Origin of the sequence: Nocardioides campestrisoli (assembly GCF_013624435.2) — a bacterium.
Lineage (GTDB): Bacteria > Actinomycetota > Actinomycetes > Propionibacteriales > Nocardioidaceae > Nocardioides > Nocardioides campestrisoli.
In genome coordinates this window covers 2630001-2646687 of the sequence record NZ_CP061768.1, presented here as the reverse complement: position 1 = coordinate 2646687, position 16687 = coordinate 2630001, and the positions used below count along the sequence as shown (strand labels likewise).

The window sequence follows — 16687 nt, the reverse complement described above, 5'->3', positions numbered from 1 at the left end:
TGGCCCAGCAGGAGGCCAGCGGCCTCACGGCAGGTTGCCCTTGGGGTACGGGTCGTCCTGGAGGGCGATGCTGTCGGGGTTCAGCTGGTCCTGAGCGCTGCTGTGGTCCGTGCCGCTGCTCTGGTCCTTGCCACCCCCGGGGCGGACCTTGCCGGCCGCAGCCGAGGCGGCCGTGCCCACCTTGTCCGCGACCGTGGGGGCCTTCTCCTTGGCCAGGTCGGCCGCCTGCTGGGCGCCTGCCTGCACCTTCGGGTTCTTGCGGAACGAGTCGAACCCGCTGGCGATCTGGTCGTAGCGCTCGCGTCCTGCCTTCGCGCCCAGGACGTACCCGGCTCCGGCGGCGAGCAGCAACATGCTCTTCTTCATCAATGTCTTCCCTTTCGTTGTGTCAGTCCGACGTGCGACTGGCGGCTTCGGGCTCGGTGTAGGGGTCTTCGTGAGGGTTCTCGCCGGAGGCGAGCCTGATCGCCCGCCCCTCGTCGATCTGCTTGCGCTCCTTGTCGGCCGCCTTCTCGACGTTGCGCGAGTCGCGCAACGGCAGCTGCAGCTCGATCTCGGCGGGCACGCCCTCCTCGAGCTCGCGACCGCGCTCGAGCTCGGAGTCGATCTCGGCGCCGAGGAGCAGCGCGAGGTTCATGATCCACAGGAACAGCAGGGCGACGATCACGCCCGCCAGGGACCCGTAGGTCTTGTTGTAGCTGGAGAAGTTGGCGACGTAGAAGGTGAAGCCGACGGAGGCGATGACGCCGGCCACCACGGCGACCACGGCGCCGGGGGAGAGCCAGCGCATCTTGGGCTGCTTGACGTTGGGCGTGAAGTAGTAGATGAGTGCGATCAACAGCATCACCACCAGCGCCATCACCGGCCACTTGGCGATGTTCCAGGCGGTCACCGCGGTGTCGCCGAGGCCGATCACGTCCCCGACCGACTGGGCGACAGGGCCGGAGATCACCAGCATCAGGATGAGCGCGGCCATCAGCACCAGGCAGGTCGCGGTGAGCAGCAGCATCTGCGGGCGGAGCTTCCAGAACGGGCGCCCCTCCTCGATCTCGTAGATCCGGTTCATCGCCCGGGAGAAGGCGCCCACGTAGCCGGACGCCGTCCACAGGGCGCCCGCCAGACCGGTGATCAGGGCCACGCCCGCACCCGGCGCGGCAGCCAGGTCGCGCAGGGTCGGCTCGATGTCGCCGAGCATGCTGTTGGAGACCAGCGGGGCGAGGATGTCCAGCAGCGTGTCCACCGTCTGGTCCGGGTCCTGCCCGACGAGGCCGAGCAGCGCGGTCAGCGCGATCGCCGCGGGGAAGATCGACAGCACGGCGTAGTAGGTCAGGGCAGCCGCCTGGTCGGTGCACTGGTCCTTCGAGAACTCCCGGACCGACCGCTTGAGGACGTACTTCAGGGAGCGCCCGTCCAGCTTCTTCATGCTCACCGGCGTCGCCGCCACACGACGAGCGCCACCAGCACCACCACGACCGCACCGGCCACGGCGAGCTGCCGCGGCTCCACCCGGTCCACCCGCTCGGAGACCTGGCGCTTCACGTCCAGCTTGGTGCCGAGGGCGTCCAGCGTGTGCGCGAGCTCCTGCCGCTTGCGCTCGATGTCGGCCTCGATGTCCGCGGGGGTCGCCGCGCTGCCGTCCTTGCCGGGGTCCTGGTCAGCCACGGTGTCCTCCCTTGACGGTGTCGATGTCCTCCTTGATGCCGCCCAGGGCCCGTTCGGGCTTGGCCGGCGTCGCCTGGTCCACCCGCTTCTTGCCGAGCAGGCCGATGACACCGGCCAGCACGAAGAGCACGGCCGCGACGATCAGGGCCGCGGCCCAGGTCGGCAGGACGAGCGCGAGGGCGGCGATGGCGGTGGTGATCAGCGCCGCCAGGCCGAAGAAGGCGAGCAGCCCGGCTGCGCTGAACATGCCGAGTCCGAGCCCCGCCTGCTTGCCCTTGGCGGTCATCTCGGCCTGGGCCAGCCGCAGCTCGGAGCGGATGAGGTCCGGGACCTGCTGGGTGAGATCGTGCACGAGTGCGCCGACCGTGGGCTCTGGTGCCTGCCCGGGCGTGACCGCGCCGGGCGTCAGGGGGGTGTGCGGGTCGGTCATGACGCCCCCGTGCCCCAGCCTCCGGAGGGCCAAACCCCGTAGACTCCGCTCGTGGCCGGCCGGATTCGAGAAGATGACATCGCGGAGGTGCGCGAGAAGGCCCGCATCGACGACGTCGTCTCCTCCTACGTCACCCTGCGCAAGGCCGGCGGCGGCTCGCTGAAGGGCCTGTGCCCCTTCCACGACGAGAAGTCGCCGTCGTTCCACGTCACCCCCTCCCGAGGCTTCTTCCACTGCTTCGGCTGCCAGGAGGGCGGGGACGTCATCAGCTTCCTGATGAAGATCGACGGACTGGGCTTCTCCGAGGCCGTCGAGCAGCTGGCCGACAAGTACGGCGTGCAGCTGCGGCGGGAGGAGGGCGACGAGCCGGCCCAGCGTCCGCGCGGCCCGGCTCGGGGGCGGCTGCTGGAGGCGCACAAGGTGGCCCAGGAGTTCTACGCCGACCAGCTCGGCGGCACCGACGCGCTCACCGCCCGCCGGTTCCTCTCCGAGCGGGGGTTCGACCAGGCTGCGGCCGAGCTCTTCGGCATCGGCTTCTCGCCGCGGGACGGGGAGGCACTCACCCGTCTGCTGCGCCAGCGCGGCTTCTCCGAGGAGGAGATGACCACCTCCGGGCTGGTCGCGGTCGGCCGTTCGGCCTACGACCGCTTCCGCGGCCGGCTGATGTGGCCGATCCGCGAGGCCAACGGCGACACCATCGGCTTCGGGGCCCGCCGGATCTTCGACGACGACCGGATCGAGGCCAAGTACCTCAACACCTCCGAGACGCCGATCTACAAGAAGAGCCAGGTGCTCTACGGGCTCGACCTCGCCCGTCGTGAGATCGCGCGCAGCTCCCAGGCGGTCGTGGTCGAGGGCTACACCGACGTGATGGCCTGCCACCTCGCCGGGGTCGGCACGGCGGTCGCCACGTGCGGCACCGCGTTCGGTGACGACCACGCCCGGGTGCTGCGGCGGTTCATGCACGACCACGAGGAGTTCCGTGGTGAGGTGATCTTCACCTTCGACGGCGACGCGGCTGGCCAGAAGGCTGCGCTCCGCGCCTTCGGCGGCGACCAGAACTTCGTCTCCCAGACCTACGTGGCCGTCGAGCCCTCGGGTCTGGACCCCTGCGACCTGCGGCTGCAGGCCGGGGACGAGGCGGTGCGCGAGCTGGTCGCCCAGCGGCAGCCGCTGTACCGGTTCGTGCTCGGCAACGTCGCGGCCCGCTACGACCTGGACCGCGCGGACGGCCGGGTCGACGCACTGCGGGAGGCCGCACGGCTGGTCTCCAGCATCCGCGACCGGTCGAAGGTCGACGCCTTCACCCGTGAGCTCTCCTCGATCATCGGCGTGGACGTCGACGAGGCCCGCGCCGAGGTGCGTCGCGCCTCGGCGCGCGGTCGACCCGACGAGCGCAGGGGGAGCGAGCGGCGGGCGAACGAGACCAGGGCGAGCGAGCGCGGGGTCGCGTCCGAGCGGGGCGCCGCTGTGCAGGGGGAGGCGCCTCCTCGGCGCCAGCTGCCCAACCTTCGCGACCCGCGGTTCGCGATCGAGCGCGAGACGCTCAAGCTGGTGCTGCAGTACCCGGCCGCGGTCGGGCGCGTGGTCGCCGGCGTGAGCCCGGGCGACTTCAGCCACCCCGTCTACCGAGAGGTCTGGGAGGCGGTGCTCGCGGCCGGGGGCGCCGCCCAGGGGGCCGCCGACCCCGGCTGGGCTACCCGGTTGCGTGCCGGCGTGGAGAACCCGTTGGTCTCGTCCGCGATCAGCGAGCTGGGGGTGGAGCCCGTGCGGTCCGCGGGGGACCCGACGGAGTCCTACGTGAACGCCCACGTCTACCGGCTGCTGGAGCTCTCGGTGCTGCGGCGGGTCACGGAGCTGAAGTCCAGGCTGCAGCGGACCAACCCGGTGGAACAGGCCGAGGAGTACCGGCAGATGTTCGGTGAGCTGGTCGCGCTCGAGCACCACCGCCGTGACCTCCGGGACAAGGCCGTGGGAGCCTGACGGGCGTGAAGCTCACGTTGCGTCGAGACAAGCCGCCGACCGCGATCCACGTCCAGGCGGGCGAGAAGGTGCTGGCCTGGTGCCAGTCCTCCGACGGGCGCGTGGCAGCCGGCACCAGGGACGCGTTCTACCTGGTCGGGCCCGAGCCGGACGAGGTGCGCCGGGTGCCCTGGGAGCAGGTGGAGTCGGCCGACTGGCAGGCGGACACCTCCACCTTCCGGCTCCTCGAGGTGGGCTCCTGGGGGCGTCCTCGGGGGATCCACGAGCTCGACGTGCCCGACCCCAGGCTGCTCCCGGAGCTGGTCCGTGAGCGGGTCACCGCGAGCGTGGTGCTCCAGCGCCACGTGCCGGTGAGCGGTCGGCGGGGCGTCCGGGTGATCGCCCGCCGGGCGCCGCGGGGGGACTCCCCGATCTTCTGGGTCTACGAGTTCGACGAGGGCATCGACCCCGAGGACCCCCAGGTCAGGTCGTTGGCCGAGCAGGCGCTGGCCGACCTCCAGGACGAGGTCGGGCTCGACTGACCGACCGGGCATTGCTCGTGTGACGGGGGCCGATTCGCTCACCGCAGGCCTCCTTGCTAATCTTCTCTGGCGTTGCCCGCAAGGGCGGCCGATCCCCTGTAGCTCAACTGGCAGAGCATTCGACTGTTAATCGGAGGGTTGTTGGTTCGAGTCCAACCGGGGGAGCCGTCCGAGAACCCCCCGATCGCGCAAGCGATCGGGGGGTTCTTGCATTTCCCATGCCACCCCGGCAGTGTGTGTCTGCTCGCGATGCGTCCCACCGGGGGAGGACCGCGAGCAGGGGGAGACAGCGGTGCGTAGTCAGCAGGGTGTGTCGGTACGTCGGGCAGTCGGGATCGTCGCGATCCTCACCGCGGGGGCGCTGGGGCCGTGGGCGCACGGCGCCGCAGCGGCCCCCCGGGCTCCGGAGCCAGCGGCTGCGGAGGTGGCCGACCCCGGGACGTGGGCGGTCCCGGCCCGTCCCGAGAGGCTGGTGGTCGACACCGAGCAGGCCGCTCCGGTGGTGAGCAAGGACGACTACGTCGCCGGCTCGCTGTCGCTGGCCGGGGCGTCGTACCCGATCGAGATCAAGGGGCGCGGAAACTCGACCTGGAAGTGGCCCAAGAAGCCCTACAAGGTCAAGCTCGCGGCGCCGACGAGCCTGGGCGGCATGCCCGCGGCGGACGAGTGGGTGCTGCTGGCCAACTACGCCGACCGCAGCGCCCTGCGCAACCACCTCGCCCTCCAGCTGGGCCGGCAGACCCGGCTCGCGTGGACCCCTGACAGCCGGTTCGTCGACCTGGTGCTCAACGGCCGGTCGCAGGGCCTCTACCTGCTCACCGAGCAGGTGGAGCAGGGCCCGACCCGGGTGGCGCTGCCCGAGGGCGGCTACCTCCTGGAGGTGGACCAGCGGTTCCGGGCGAGCGGCGACCCGGGCTTCCGCACCAGACGCGGCACCCCGGTCTCGTTCAAGGACCCCGACGAGCTGGAGCGGCCGGAGAGCCGTCGGATCAAGAAGGCCGTCAACGCCTTCGAGGACGTGCTGTACGGAGACCGGTTCACCCACCCGGTCCGGGGCTACGCCCCGCTGGTCGACGTCGACTCGTTCGTCGACTGGTACGTCGTCCAGGAGCTCTTCCGCAACCAGGACTCCAACTTCCACTCCAGCGTGCACGTCTCCTGGACGCCCGGCGGGCGCTTCACCCTGGGGCCGTTGTGGGACTTCGACCTGAGCGCCGGGACGAAGTGGAACATCGAGACGACCCCCGAGGGCTGGCACACCCGGCTAGGCAAGCACTGGATCGCCCGGATGCTCGAGGATCCCGCGTTCTCGACCGCGGTGAAGCAGCGGACGATCCAGCTCGCGCCCGTGGTCGAGCAGCTCGTGGCCCAGATCCCGCCGGCCGCCCAGGCGGTCCGCCCCGAGGCCCTGGCCGACTGGCAGCTCTGGCACGTCTCGCACGCCGCGGTGGTGGGCAGCGTGCACGCCGACGACCTGGACGGCGAGGTGGAGTTCCTCCGCACCTGGCTCGCCGGGCGGTTGGCGTGGATGACGGCGCCGGAGGTGATCTTCGGCCGGCCGAGCGGCTCGCTGCGGGAGAAGGACCAGGTGGTCCAGGTGCCGGTACGGGTGCTGGCGAGCGACCGCGCGGTCACGGTCGACTACGCCCACGTCGGCGGCAAGGCCACACCCGGCGTCGACTTCACGCTGGTGCCCGGGACGCTCCGGTTCGCCCCGGGGGAGACGGAGAAGACGTTCCCGGTGACCATCCACGGCGACGCCGTGCCGGAGACCGCGGAGCGGGTGCACCTGGCCCTGCGCAGTCCCGACGGCGCCCGGCTCGGTGACCCGCAGGGGCTCAGCCTGGAGATCGCCGCCAGTGACCAGCGTCCCGACGCCCAGGTGCGGGTCGCGTCCCGCGGGCGGTACGCGGGCGTCGGGGTGCTGCACGCGAAGGGTCGCGGTCAGCACGTGCGCACCGAGGTGACGCGGTCGGGCTCCCGCACCGTCGAGATGCGGGTCCACAACCCGGGTCCGGTTGCCGCCGAGTACCGGCTTCGCGGTCGTGGGGGCGGCCGCGCGCTGCAGGTCCGCTGGTTCCGCGGGAAGGTCGACGTCACCGAGGAGCTGCGCTCCGGCCTGACGGTGCGCGTCGGGGCGCGCGGGAACCGCCCGCTGCGTGCCGTGGTGCGCGCCCGCCCGGGTGCTCGCCCGGGCAAGGCCGGGACGCTGCGGCTCACTGCGGTGTGGCGGGGCGAGGGCCGGGTCGTCGACACGGTGCGCGCGACCGTGCGAGTCGCCCGCTGACCGCGCCGGGGCGAGTAGGCTCGTCCTCTCCGGAGTGAGAGGGGGAGAGATGGGCGACGGCATGGTTGCGCTGCTCTTCGTGTCGGTGTTCTTCCTGGGTCCGCCGTTCCTGGTCGGTCTCGCGGCCGGTTGGTTCGCCCGGGGCCGCAAGGAGAAGGGCGCCACCGCGATGGCGTTGGCGGAGGTGAGGCGCCTCGACGCCCTGGTCGAGCAGATCAGGCACGACGCCTACGAGCACATGACCCTCGACTCACGGCTGGCCCCGATCGTCGTCGACACCATCCGCTCCAGCGACCTGGAGCGGCAGCGCAAGGTCGCGAGGTCGCGGACGGCACCCCCGCTCGACCTCGGCAACCCGTACGGTCAGCCGGCGTACGGTCCGCCGACGTACGGCTCGACCTCCGCCACGCCCGATCCGCGGGTCTCGCCCCCGTACCCGTCCGAGCAGGAGTGGGACGAGCGACGGTGAGCGCCGACGGGGCCGGCGCCGCGGGCGACGCGGTGATGGTGACCAGTGGGCTGTCAAAGCAGTACGGCGCGGTCCGTGCCCTGGACGCCCTCACCGTGGAGGTGGGCCCCGGGATCACCGGGCTCGTCGGCGCCAACGGCGCGGGCAAGTCCACGCTGATCAAGATCCTGCTGGGCCTGGTGAGCCCGACCGGTGGCTCCGCGAGCGTCCTGGGCCACGACATCGCCACCCACGGGCGGGAGATCAGGTCGCTGGTGGGCTACCTGCCCGAGCACGACTGCCTGCCTCCCGACGTGAGCGCCAGCGACTTCGTGGTGCACCTGGCGATGATGTCGGGCCTGCCCCGGGTCTCCGCCCGGGAGCGCACCGCCGAGGTGCTGCGGCACGTCGGCCTGGCCGAGGAGCGCTACCGCCCGATGGGCGGCTACTCCACGGGGATGAAGCAGAAGGCCAAGCTGGCCCAGGCGCTGGTGCACGACCCCCGGCTGGTGCTGCTCGACGAGCCGACCAACGGCCTCGACCCCGCCGCCCGCGACGAGATGCTGGAGCTGGTCGAGCGCATCGGCCGGGACTTCGGGATCGCGGTGCTGGTCACCTCCCACCTGCTCGGGGAGCTGGAGCGGGTCAGCGACCACGTCGTGGTGCTCGACGGCGGACGACTGCTGCGCGCCTCCCGGACCGACGAGTTCCTGGACGCGACGGGCTCCCTGCTGGTCGAGGTGCTCGGGGACGACGCCCAGCGACGTACCGGGGAGGCACTGGCCGCTCGTGGCCTCGCGGTCCGGCCCCGGGGACAGATGCTGGTGATCGACGCCTCGGGCCGCGCCGACGTGCACGACCTGGTGCGCGACACCGCCTGCGAGCTGGGCGTGGGCCTGGTCCGCGTGCAGGCCGACCACCACCGGATCGAGGACGTGTTCATGGCGGCAGGGGACTCCCGTGGCAGGTGACGGCGAGCGCGGCAGCGGGTCCCGGGGCGTCATCCACGACCTGGGCTACCTGCCGTACCGGGGGCCTCGGCGCGGTGAGGGGGCGATCGCCTGGGCGCTGGTGCTGACCGGCCTGCGCAACGCCTTCGGCATCGGTCGCTCGGGCCGCTCCAAGGTGCTGCCCTTCGTGCTCCTGTCGCTGAACCTCCTCCCGGCCGTGATCGTGGCCGGGATCCTGGTCTTCATCGGCCTGGACGACCTGCCCATCGGGTACGCCGCGTACGCCTCCACCACCCAGGTGCTGCTCGGCATCTTCGTCGCCGCCCAGGCGCCGGTGCTCTTCTCCCGGGACCTGCGCTACGGCAGCATCACCCTCTACCTGGCGCGTCCGCTGCGCTCCAGCACCTACGCGCTGGCCCGTGCGGGGTCACTGCTCGCCGCGACCCTGGTCTTCCTGCTGCTGCCGATCCTGGTCCTCTACGCGGTGGCGCTGCTGGGCGAGCTCGACTTCGGCGAGCAGACCCGGGACGCGGCGGTGGCCGTGGTGCTGGTGGTGCTGCTCGCCCTGTCGCTGACCGGGGTGGCCGGGCTGATCTCGGCGTGGTCGACCCGACGCGGGTTCGCCGTCGTGGGCACCATCGCCGTCCTGCTGGTCGGCAACGGCCTGGTCAGTGCCGTCCAGGGCGTGGCGGTCTCGGAGGGCGACCGCGAGGTCGCCGAGGTCGCGGGGCTGTTCACCCCGTACTCCCTCTACCGGGGCCTGGTGGGTGCCTGGGCCGACGAGGGCGGCGTCGCCCCGCCGAGCAGCGGGGGGATGGAGCTCCTCTACGTGCTGGTCTTCGTCGGGCTCTCGCTCGCCTGCCTGGCCGCGTTGGTGCTGCGTTACCGGAAGGTGGCCCGGACATGAGCGTCCTCACCCTGAACGGGGTCTCCCGCTGGTTCGGCAACGTCGTGGCCGTCAACGGGGTGAGCATGACCATCGGGCCCGGGATCACCGGGCTGCTGGGCCCCAACGGCGCCGGCAAGACCACGCTGATCGCGCTGATGTCGGGGTTCCTCGCGCCCTCCGCGGGCACCGCCACCCTCGACGGCCGGACGCTGTGGCGCAACACCGACGTCTACCGCACCCTGGGCCTGGTGCCCGAGCGCGAGCTGAGCTTCGGGTACCTGACCGGGCGGCAGTTCGTGCGTGCCAGCGCCGAGCTCCAGGGACTGGACGACCCGGGGGCCGCCACGGAGCGCGCCCTGGCCACGGTCGACATGGTGGAGCCGGCCGCACGCCGGGTCGACACGTACTCCAAGGGCATGCGGCAGCGGGTCAAGCTCGCCTCCGCTCTGGTCCACGACCCCGGCGTGCTCCTGCTGGACGAGCCGTTCAACGGGGTCGACCCGCGTCAGCGGATGCACCTGATGTCGCTGCTGCGGCGGATGGGCGAGGAGGGACGGACGGTGCTCTTCAGCTCCCACATCCTCGAGGAGGTCGAGCAGGTGGCTCGCCAGATCGAGGTCGTGGTCTCGGGCCGGCACGCCGCCTCGGGTGACTTCGGCCAGATCCGCCGGCTGATGACGGACCGGCCCGTGCGCTACGTCGTGGTCAGCGACGACGACCGGGCCCTGGGGGGCGCCCTGATCGGAGAGCCGTCCGTGCTCTCGGTCGGGCTGCGGCCGCGCGGCGGCCTGGACGTGGCGGTCTCCGACTTCGGCACGTTCGCCGTCCGGCTTCCGCTGCTGGCTCGCGAGCGGGGGCTGCGGATCCGGGAGCTGGTGCCCACCGACGACTCGCTCGAGAGCGTCTTCTCCTACCTGGTGGGAGGCCGAGGATGAACCCGACGATCGTGCGACTCTCGGTCCAGGCGCTGCTGGGACGCCGCCGGGGTCTGGTGCTGGTGATCGTGCCCGCGGTGCTGCTGGCCCTGTCGGTGGTGATCCGGGCGTTGACGGACGAGGGGGTCGGGCAGGACGCCGTGCTCGAGCTGGGCTACACGCTGGCGATGCCGCTGGTCTGCCTGCTCGCGGCCAGCGCCGTGCTGGGCCCAGAGGTGGACGACGGCTCCGTGGTCTACCTCCTCGCCAAGCCGGTCAACAGGCACGCGATCGCGCTCAGCAAGTACGTCGTGGCGTGGATCTGCGGACTGGTCCTGGGAGCTCTGCCGCTCACGCTCTGTGCACTCGTGCTGAGCTGGTCGGCACCTGAGGAGGCCGTGGCCTGGGGCGTGGGCGGGGCGGTGGCCGCTACGGCGTACGTGGCGCTCTTCCTCGCGCTCGCGGCGCTGACCAAGCACGCGGTCGTGGTGGGCCTGCTCGTGGTGCTGATGTGGGAGGGGCTGCTCGGCAACCTCCTGGTCGGGATCCGCTGGGTCTCGATCGGCTCCTGGGGCCGGGAGGTCGCGGCCTCGGTCAGCGACCTCCTGTGGTCCCCGGAGGTGGGGCTCGGCTACGCCTTGGGGGCCGCGGTCGTGCTCGCGGTGGCGTCGGTCTGGTTCGCCGGGGACCGGCTCCGTTCGTTCACCCTGCGAGGGGACGAGTAGCCTGCGACCGTCGTTCGAACACGTGTTCTAATGAGGTATGGCGCGAGGCGGGTACGGAACAGGCAGCGGCATCCCGCTGCAGGACCGGGTACGGGGCGGTTCGCGTCCCGCGTCGCCTCCGGAGACCACGGACGGGCAGGCGTCCGGAGCTGCTCCGGGCGCAGGGGAGCAGGGTGGCTCGCCGTCCCGGCACTGCTGGGTCACGGTGCCGGTCGACGGTCCCGTGCCCCGGCCGGGCCTGCTGCTGGAGTGGCGTGCGGCCGGCCGCGGGCGCTGGGAGGGACGGGTGGTCTACCTCGCCCAGCTGCGCCCCGAGCGTTGGTCGCTGGTCGAGGAGTGGGTGGCCGCCGAGCTGCTGACGCCGCCCTGAGTGCTCTGCCGGGTCGCGGGTCCGGGGTCAGTCGCCCCAGCCCATCGGGAAGACCTCGAACGGCGCGGCGAACGTGACGCCGAGCGCCCCGCCGGCGGAGCGGGCCATCCCCTCCAGGAACTCGCGCGGGTCCCAGTTCTCCCAGCCCAGGCCCTGGATGTACGCCGCGTGCGCCTCGAGCGAGGCGACGCCGGCATCGAAGGTCTCCGTGGTGTCCACGGCGTGGCCGGCCTGCGGGGAGCCGAAGGCCCAGACCTCCCGGACCCCGCCCCAGGGCTGCAGGCCCTGGGCGACCTGGTCGTGGAAGACCCACCGGTTGCCGGCGTCCCGGACGGCGTCGAGGACGGCGCGCCCGGTCGCGATGTGGTCGGCCTGGTTGAGGTTGCGTCCGCCCCAGGTGTCGCGGAAGTTCCCGGTCACCACGATCTCCGGCTGGTGCCGGCGGACCATCGCCGCGATCGCCTGCCGCAGCTCGACGCCGTACTCCAGGACGCCGTCGGGCAGGCCGAGGAACTCCACGGTGTCGACACCCACGATCCGGGCCGACTCGACCTGCTCGGTCTCGCGCACCGCCCGGCACTCCTGCGGAGGGAGGGCGTCGATGCCCGCCTCGCCGCTGGTCACCATGCAGTAGACGACCTGCTTGCCCTGTCCCGTCCAGCGGGCGACTGCGGCCGCGGCGCCGAACTCCAGGTCGTCGGGATGCGCGACGACGCACAGCATCCGGGTCCAGTCCTCGGGCAGGGGAGTCAGCTCGGGTCGCTCCATCTTCCGAGGATAGGCTGCCGCAGCACACCAGGGGCGGTAGCTCAGCCGGTCAGAGCAGAGGACTCATAATCCTTGGGTCGTGGGTTCGAGCCCCACCCGCCCTACGCACCCGTCGACCGTTGCGGACCGACGGTCCCGGCGAGGAGAACGTGGACGTCCGACCGGCCGGTGGCGCAGAAAGCGCCACCGGCCCTGGTCCGGAAGGTGTTCTTCAGGTGCCGGGAGCCTCGTTCCGGACGGTCTGGGCGGAGGACTGGCCCTCCTCCTTGACCGTGCTGGCCGAGTCCGCAGCCGTGGACCTGACCTCCTCGACCGCCTGCTGGGCGGACTCCTTGAGGTTCGCCCCGACGTCCTGCCCCACGGACTTCGCCTGGTCCATGACCGGCTGGCCGTGCTCCTTCGCCGCGTCCATTCCTTGGCCGGCCAGCTGGGTCTCGCGCTGGCTGGCCGGCAGCAGGCCGGAGATCAGCATGCCGGCACCGAAGGCGACCAGCCCGGCAGCGAGGGGGTTGCCCTCGGTCCGCGACTGCACGCTGCCGACCGCGCTCTGCGCGCCGCCGGTCACGGAGTCCTTGGCTCCACTCACGGTGTCGCTCACCGAGCCGGTCATCGACCCGCCCCCCGAGCCGCTGCCGACGGACGGGACGGAGCCCATCACCTTGTCGCGCAGCGAACCCATCCGGCCCTTGACGGCCTCCGTGCGGCGTTCCATCACGCGCTGGGGGCTCACCTTGTCGCCGAGCTCGTCGAGGTCGCGCGACAGTGCCGCACGGGTCTGCTCGATCTCGGCCTCTCGTACGTTCAGCTCTTCTGTTCCTTCGCCCATCGGACGTCCTCCTTCAGAGTGGCCTGGGTCGCGGGTAGTTCGGGGCTGGCCTCCTTGACCTCCTGGCGTCCGAGCACCGCCAGCACGGCGGTGACGACGCCCCACAGCACACCGACGATGAGCGCTGCCGCCCAGGCCGGCATCCAGAGGTCGAGCAGGTAGACCAGGAAGAGGGACAGGAAGATCAGGGTCAGGAGCCCGGCGACGCCGGAGCCGCCGAAGAGCCCCGCGCCCTTGCCGAGCCTCCTGGCCTCCTGCTTCATCTCCGTGCGCGCCAGGTCCATCTCCTGACGCACCAGGTCGCTGAGATCCCGGCTGATGTCGCCGACGATGTCGCCCAGCGACCGGGTCTCGCCGCTCGCGGACGAGGCGCCGGCGGGAGGCGGCACGGGCGGGGTGCTCGGGGTCACGGGGGGCTGGCTCATGGCAGGGTCCCCGGTCGCGACGTCTCCGGGCCGGTGGCCGGAGGCATGGGGAAGGGCGCCTCTTCGGTTCCCTGGCCCGTGCCGGACGGCGCGGTGACCCCCGGCGCACCGTACGTCGGAGCCGTGCCGGAGCCGCTCGTCTCCTCGGTCCCGGGCACGTGGGGCGTGCCCGTGCTGTACCCCACGGCCGAGTCGGTGGTGTAGTCGCTGCTCGCCCCTCCGGCGGCCGGCACCTGGGTCGAGGACGATCCCTGCTCGTCCCGGGCCGCCTTCGTGCCACGTGCCACGCGTCCGGCGACCAGACCGGCGCCCAGGGCGCCGAGCAGGAAGGTTCCGGGACTGCGCCGGGCGTAGTTGCGCACCTCGTCCAGGAGGTCCTGCGGGGACTTGTCCTGCAGGCGGGCCGCGAGGCTGCGCGCGCGCTGGGCGACCTCCTGGGCGACGTCCGCCGCCAGCCCGGTGCTCTCGCTGGCCATGGACGCGAGGTCCTCACCGAAGGTGTTCAGGGTCTCCGCGAGCCGGTCCTTCTGCGCCCGGGACTGCTCGTCGAGCTGGCTGGTCGCCTCCGAGAAGAGGGCCGACGCCTGATTCTTCGCCTCGGCCGCGACGTTGGCGGCCTCGTCCTTCGCCGTGCCCGCGACGTGTTTGGCCTGCTCGCCGGCTGTGCCGGCGACGTGCTGGGCCTGTGCGCTCATCCCTGAGTCGCCCTGGGAGTCCGGGGCGCTGCCGGTCGCGGTCGCAGGGGTGTCGGAACGGTCGTCGTCGGAGCTTCCTGGGAACTGTCCTGTCGTCATGGTGCCTCCTTGGTGGGGTCTGATGGTTCGTACCCAGCGCTGCGGGGGACACGCACACGGTGCGCGAAGCGCTCAGGCCTCCTACGGCGTCGCTGCCCAGTCGGCGTGCGCGGGGCGCGCGATCTCGACCTTGACCGTCCAGCTCGTGCCGGCGGGAAGCAAGGGAACGGGGGTCAGGGCGGCGCCCTCGTCGTGCACGGGACGACCTGCCCGGTAGCCGTCGAAGGTGGTGCCGCAGCCGCAGCGCAGGAGCTCGCCCACCAGGACGCCGCCTTCGCTGAGCGGCGCGTCGCAGCGCGGGCACCGGTCCTGGTACGCGACCAGGGTCCCGGCCAGGCCGGCGACGACGAGCCGCTGGCCCTGCACCGACACCTGGGTCAGCACCCCTGCGGGCACGTGCAGGTCGACCGCGACCCAGGACGACCTCGTCCCGGCCTGACGTGCGCCGGCGTCGGCGCGCAGCGCGCCGCGTCGCTCGGAGGGCCCGCGGGGCTCGACCATCTCCTCCGCCCGGACCGCGGTCACGCCCGGTGTCGACGCCAGCACCGCGTGCTCCAGGGTCTGGCGCACGGTGGCGGCGGAGGAGGGGCAGCCGGCGCACGTGCCCTCGAGCCGGAGGTGGGCTACACCGTCGTCGTCGACGCGCAGCAGGGAGACGCCACCGCCGTGCGACCCCAGGTAGGGGCGGACGCGGTCCAGCGCGGACTGCACCCGCAGGTGCATGCCGTCTCTCGAGGGGAGGTCTATGTACGCCGAGGCTTCGGCGGCGGTGCGTCTGCGGGCGCCTCGTCGCTGCCAGGCCATCGGACACCTCCTCCGCGTCGCCCCGGGGCTGGGGCCGACGTCACGGGTCGCGCGGACCGCGTGTGCGGCCCGGCGATCCGACAGTAGGCATCCGCGTGGCCCGGGTCACGGGGCCGTGGGCCCTTGTGGATCCGGGGTTCCTGTGGTCGCCGACGCGGTCAGGACTCGCCGGCCACCTGGAATCCGTCGGCGTCGGGCTCCAGGCTCAGGGTCACCGAGTCGGTGGTGCTGCCGCCGCGCTTGAGCACGTACCGGACGGTGTAGGTCACGGTCAGGGCGTCGGGATCCGCCGCGATGTCGACCACCTCGGCGTCCTCGACCGTCCGCCAGAACCCGTTGTACCGACCGAACCCGCCACTCTGCTCCTGGAAGGCCGGGGTGAGCTGTTGCCACGTGACCCGTGGGTCGCTGGTCACGGTGTCCAGGTAGCCCGCCACGAACGCCTCCATGGCCTGGGGGTCCGGCGCGCTGGGAGCACTGGGACTGGGCGTCGGGGTCGGCGCGGGGGACGGGGCGGTGGTGCCCTCCTCAGCGTCGCTCGGCGCACTGGTCCCGGGGTCCGCGGCGGGGGAGTCCTGGCCGTCCGGGTCGTCCTGGTCGTTGAGCGCGCTCAGGCCCAGACCACCGCCCAGCAGCAGCACGACGACGGCCGCGGCAGCACCCCAGACCCACCGGGGGGTGCGGCCCTGTGGGCGGTCTCTGCCGCCGGCGGGGGCGAGGCTCGGTGCGCGCTCGCCCTGCTCCGGCGTGGTCGGCCCGCTCGATCCGGCGGCGGGCGCGGGCGCCTGCCGGGTGCCGGCCCGCGGAGCGCGAGCCGGGGGAGCGGTCACGGGTGGGAACGCCGCGGTGTGCTCGGTGGGGGCTGAGGGCGCGGCCTGCTCGGCTCCGTCTCCTGCGGCATCGTCCACCAGGCGCTGAGCAGGCGTCGTGGCCAGCCGCGAGGTGGGGACGTCGGTCGCGCCCGCTTGCTCCCCGGCCCGCAGGAAGTCCCGGACCCGGCCAGCCTCCCACCGGTCGGCGGGGTCGGTCGCCATCGTGTGGTGGAGCACGGAGGCGGGCCAGCCGACCCCGTCCAGCCGCGGCGGAGCCTCGTGCACGATCTTGTACAGGGCGCCGAGCACGTTGTCGCCCACGTCGTACGGCGGTCGCCCGGCCAGGGCGTGGAAGAGCGTGGCGCCGAGCGCCCACACGTCGCTCGCGGGCGTGGCGGAGGCTCCGGAGGCGACCTCGGGCGCCAGGTAGGCGGGGGAGCCGGTCACCAGCCCCGTCTGGGTGAGGGAGGCGTCCGCCTCGGCCTTCGCGATCCCGAAGTCGGTGAGCTTCGCATGGCCGTGGGGCGAGACCATGATGTTGGACGGCTTCACGTCGCGGTGCACGATCCCGTGCGCGTGGGCCGCCGCAAGGGCGTCGGCCACCTGCTCGAGGATGGAGGCGGCGGCCTCCGCCGGGAGGGGGCCGTCGCGCCGGATCAGCGCGGCGAGGCTCTCGCCTTCGACGTACTCCATCACCAGCCAGTGCTCGTCGCCCTCGGCGACCAGGTCGTAGACGGCCACGACGTGGGGATGGCTGAGGGCGGCCGCGAGCCGCGCCTCGCGCTCGGCCCGCTCCAGGTCCGGCGCTGAGCCGCCGGGGACCAGCCCGACGCGCTTCATCGCGACCTGGCGTCCCAGCACAGTGTCGCGACCCAGCCACACGGTGCCCATGCCGCCGCGGCCGATGACGCGCTCGCGCACGTACTTTCCTGGTGTGCCGGCCCGGGCTGACGGGTCCGGCGTGTCCGGGGTCTCTGCGCTCACGCGCCCCACCCTAGGTGGCGGCGGGAGCGGCGCCACCGTCTGGCAAGGTGGGGTACGCCGGCTGACGGTGGCCGGTGTAGCCAGAGAGGGACGAA

The 16687-nt window shown here is 72.7% G+C and carries 19 protein-coding genes and 2 tRNA genes; 11 read left to right on the top strand and 10 right to left on the bottom strand.

The features are described from left to right. Positions 1-24: 24 nt before the first annotated feature. Genes H8838_RS12435 through H8838_RS12420 form a run of 4 tightly spaced genes read right to left on the bottom strand, consistent with a single transcriptional unit; the run spans position 25 to position 2092 of the window. Positions 25-366, bottom strand: a complete 342-nt coding sequence (locus H8838_RS12435) for a YtxH domain-containing protein (protein WP_181312755.1) — start codon at positions 364-366, stop codon at positions 25-27. 22 nt (positions 367-388) lie between these two features. Then, positions 389-1423: a YihY/virulence factor BrkB family protein gene (locus H8838_RS12430; RefSeq protein WP_185995864.1), complete on the bottom strand. Its 1035-nt coding sequence runs from the start codon at positions 1421-1423 to the stop codon at positions 389-391. Positions 1424-1425: 2 nt separating this feature from the next. After that, positions 1426-1662 carry a DUF3618 domain-containing protein gene (locus tag H8838_RS12425; protein ID WP_185995865.1) on the bottom strand — a complete coding sequence of 79 codons (237 nt, stop codon included), beginning with the start codon at positions 1660-1662 and terminating at the stop codon, positions 1426-1428. Then, on the bottom strand, positions 1655-2092 hold the full coding sequence (locus tag H8838_RS12420; RefSeq protein ID WP_185995866.1) for a phage holin family protein: 438 nt from the start codon (positions 2090-2092) through the stop codon (positions 1655-1657). The genes H8838_RS12425 and H8838_RS12420 overlap by 8 nt, the downstream gene beginning before the upstream one ends. A gap of 51 nt (positions 2093-2143) precedes the next feature. Between H8838_RS12420 and dnaG the strand changes: the two genes are divergently transcribed. The 10 genes from dnaG to H8838_RS12370 all read left to right on the top strand — a co-directional run bounded on the left by dnaG (position 2144) and on the right by H8838_RS12370 (position 11179). Next, positions 2144-4075 (top strand): DNA primase, encoded by a 1932-nt coding sequence (dnaG, locus tag H8838_RS12415; RefSeq protein ID WP_185995867.1) that lies wholly within the window; start codon positions 2144-2146, stop codon positions 4073-4075. 5 nt (positions 4076-4080) lie between these two features. Further along, the gene (locus H8838_RS12410) at positions 4081-4596 is read left to right on the top strand and encodes a hypothetical protein (RefSeq protein ID WP_181312750.1); all 516 of its coding nucleotides are present in this window, start codon (positions 4081-4083) and stop codon (positions 4594-4596) included. A gap of 92 nt (positions 4597-4688) precedes the next feature. Next, positions 4689-4761, top strand: a tRNA-Asn gene (locus tag H8838_RS12405). A 145-nt stretch (positions 4762-4906) separates the two neighbouring features. Next, entirely contained in the window at positions 4907-6883 is a 1977-nt protein-coding gene (locus H8838_RS12400) for a CotH kinase family protein (RefSeq protein ID WP_185995868.1), read from the top strand. A 49-nt stretch (positions 6884-6932) separates the two neighbouring features. Then, complete coding sequence (locus tag H8838_RS12395; protein WP_181312748.1) at positions 6933-7352, top strand: hypothetical protein; 420 nt, start codon at positions 6933-6935, stop codon at positions 7350-7352. After that, positions 7349-8302: an ABC transporter ATP-binding protein gene (locus H8838_RS12390; protein ID WP_224766106.1), complete on the top strand. Its 954-nt coding sequence runs from the start codon at positions 7349-7351 to the stop codon at positions 8300-8302. The genes H8838_RS12395 and H8838_RS12390 overlap by 4 nt, the downstream gene beginning before the upstream one ends. After that, positions 8292-9188, top strand: a complete 897-nt coding sequence (locus H8838_RS12385; RefSeq protein WP_185995869.1) for an ABC transporter permease — start codon at positions 8292-8294, stop codon at positions 9186-9188. Before H8838_RS12390 ends, H8838_RS12385 begins: the two co-directional genes overlap by 11 nt. After that, entirely contained in the window at positions 9185-10105 is a 921-nt protein-coding gene (locus H8838_RS12380) for an ABC transporter ATP-binding protein (protein WP_181312746.1), read from the top strand. The genes H8838_RS12385 and H8838_RS12380 overlap by 4 nt, the downstream gene beginning before the upstream one ends. Next, a complete protein-coding gene (locus H8838_RS12375) occupies positions 10102-10809 on the top strand; it encodes an ABC transporter permease (protein ID WP_181312745.1) in 708 nt (235 codons plus the stop codon). The genes H8838_RS12380 and H8838_RS12375 overlap by 4 nt, the downstream gene beginning before the upstream one ends. Positions 10810-10846: 37 nt before the next feature. Next, positions 10847-11179 (top strand): hypothetical protein, encoded by a 333-nt coding sequence (locus H8838_RS12370; RefSeq protein ID WP_181312744.1) that lies wholly within the window; start codon positions 10847-10849, stop codon positions 11177-11179. A 27-nt stretch (positions 11180-11206) separates the two neighbouring features. Here the strand turns inward: H8838_RS12370 and H8838_RS12365 are convergent, their stop codons facing one another. Then, on the bottom strand, positions 11207-11947 hold the full coding sequence (locus H8838_RS12365; protein ID WP_181312743.1) for a PIG-L deacetylase family protein: 741 nt from the start codon (positions 11945-11947) through the stop codon (positions 11207-11209). Between the two features lie 30 nt (positions 11948-11977). Here H8838_RS12365 and H8838_RS12360 point away from each other — a divergent pair. Beyond that, positions 11978-12051, top strand: a tRNA-Ile gene (locus tag H8838_RS12360). A gap of 107 nt (positions 12052-12158) precedes the next feature. Here H8838_RS12360 and H8838_RS12355 read toward each other — a convergent pair. The 5 genes from H8838_RS12355 to H8838_RS12335 form a co-directional block, all read right to left on the bottom strand. Beyond that, on the bottom strand, positions 12159-12773 hold the full coding sequence (locus H8838_RS12355; protein ID WP_181312742.1) for a DUF3618 domain-containing protein: 615 nt from the start codon (positions 12771-12773) through the stop codon (positions 12159-12161). Further along, the gene (locus H8838_RS12350; protein ID WP_181312741.1) at positions 12749-13198 is read right to left on the bottom strand and encodes a phage holin family protein; all 450 of its coding nucleotides are present in this window, start codon (positions 13196-13198) and stop codon (positions 12749-12751) included. The genes H8838_RS12355 and H8838_RS12350 overlap by 25 nt, the downstream gene beginning before the upstream one ends. Continuing rightward, entirely contained in the window at positions 13195-13992 is a 798-nt protein-coding gene (locus H8838_RS12345; protein WP_185995870.1) for a hypothetical protein, read from the bottom strand. The genes H8838_RS12350 and H8838_RS12345 overlap by 4 nt, the downstream gene beginning before the upstream one ends. An 81-nt stretch (positions 13993-14073) precedes the next feature. Then, positions 14074-14715, bottom strand: coding sequence for a NifU family protein (locus H8838_RS12340; RefSeq protein ID WP_191465631.1), 642 nt, complete (start codon positions 14713-14715; stop codon positions 14074-14076). 239 nt (positions 14716-14954) lie between these two features. Next, positions 14955-16592 (bottom strand): serine/threonine-protein kinase, encoded by a 1638-nt coding sequence (locus tag H8838_RS12335; RefSeq protein WP_181312738.1) that lies wholly within the window; start codon positions 16590-16592, stop codon positions 14955-14957. Positions 16593-16687: the final 95 nt, after the last annotated feature.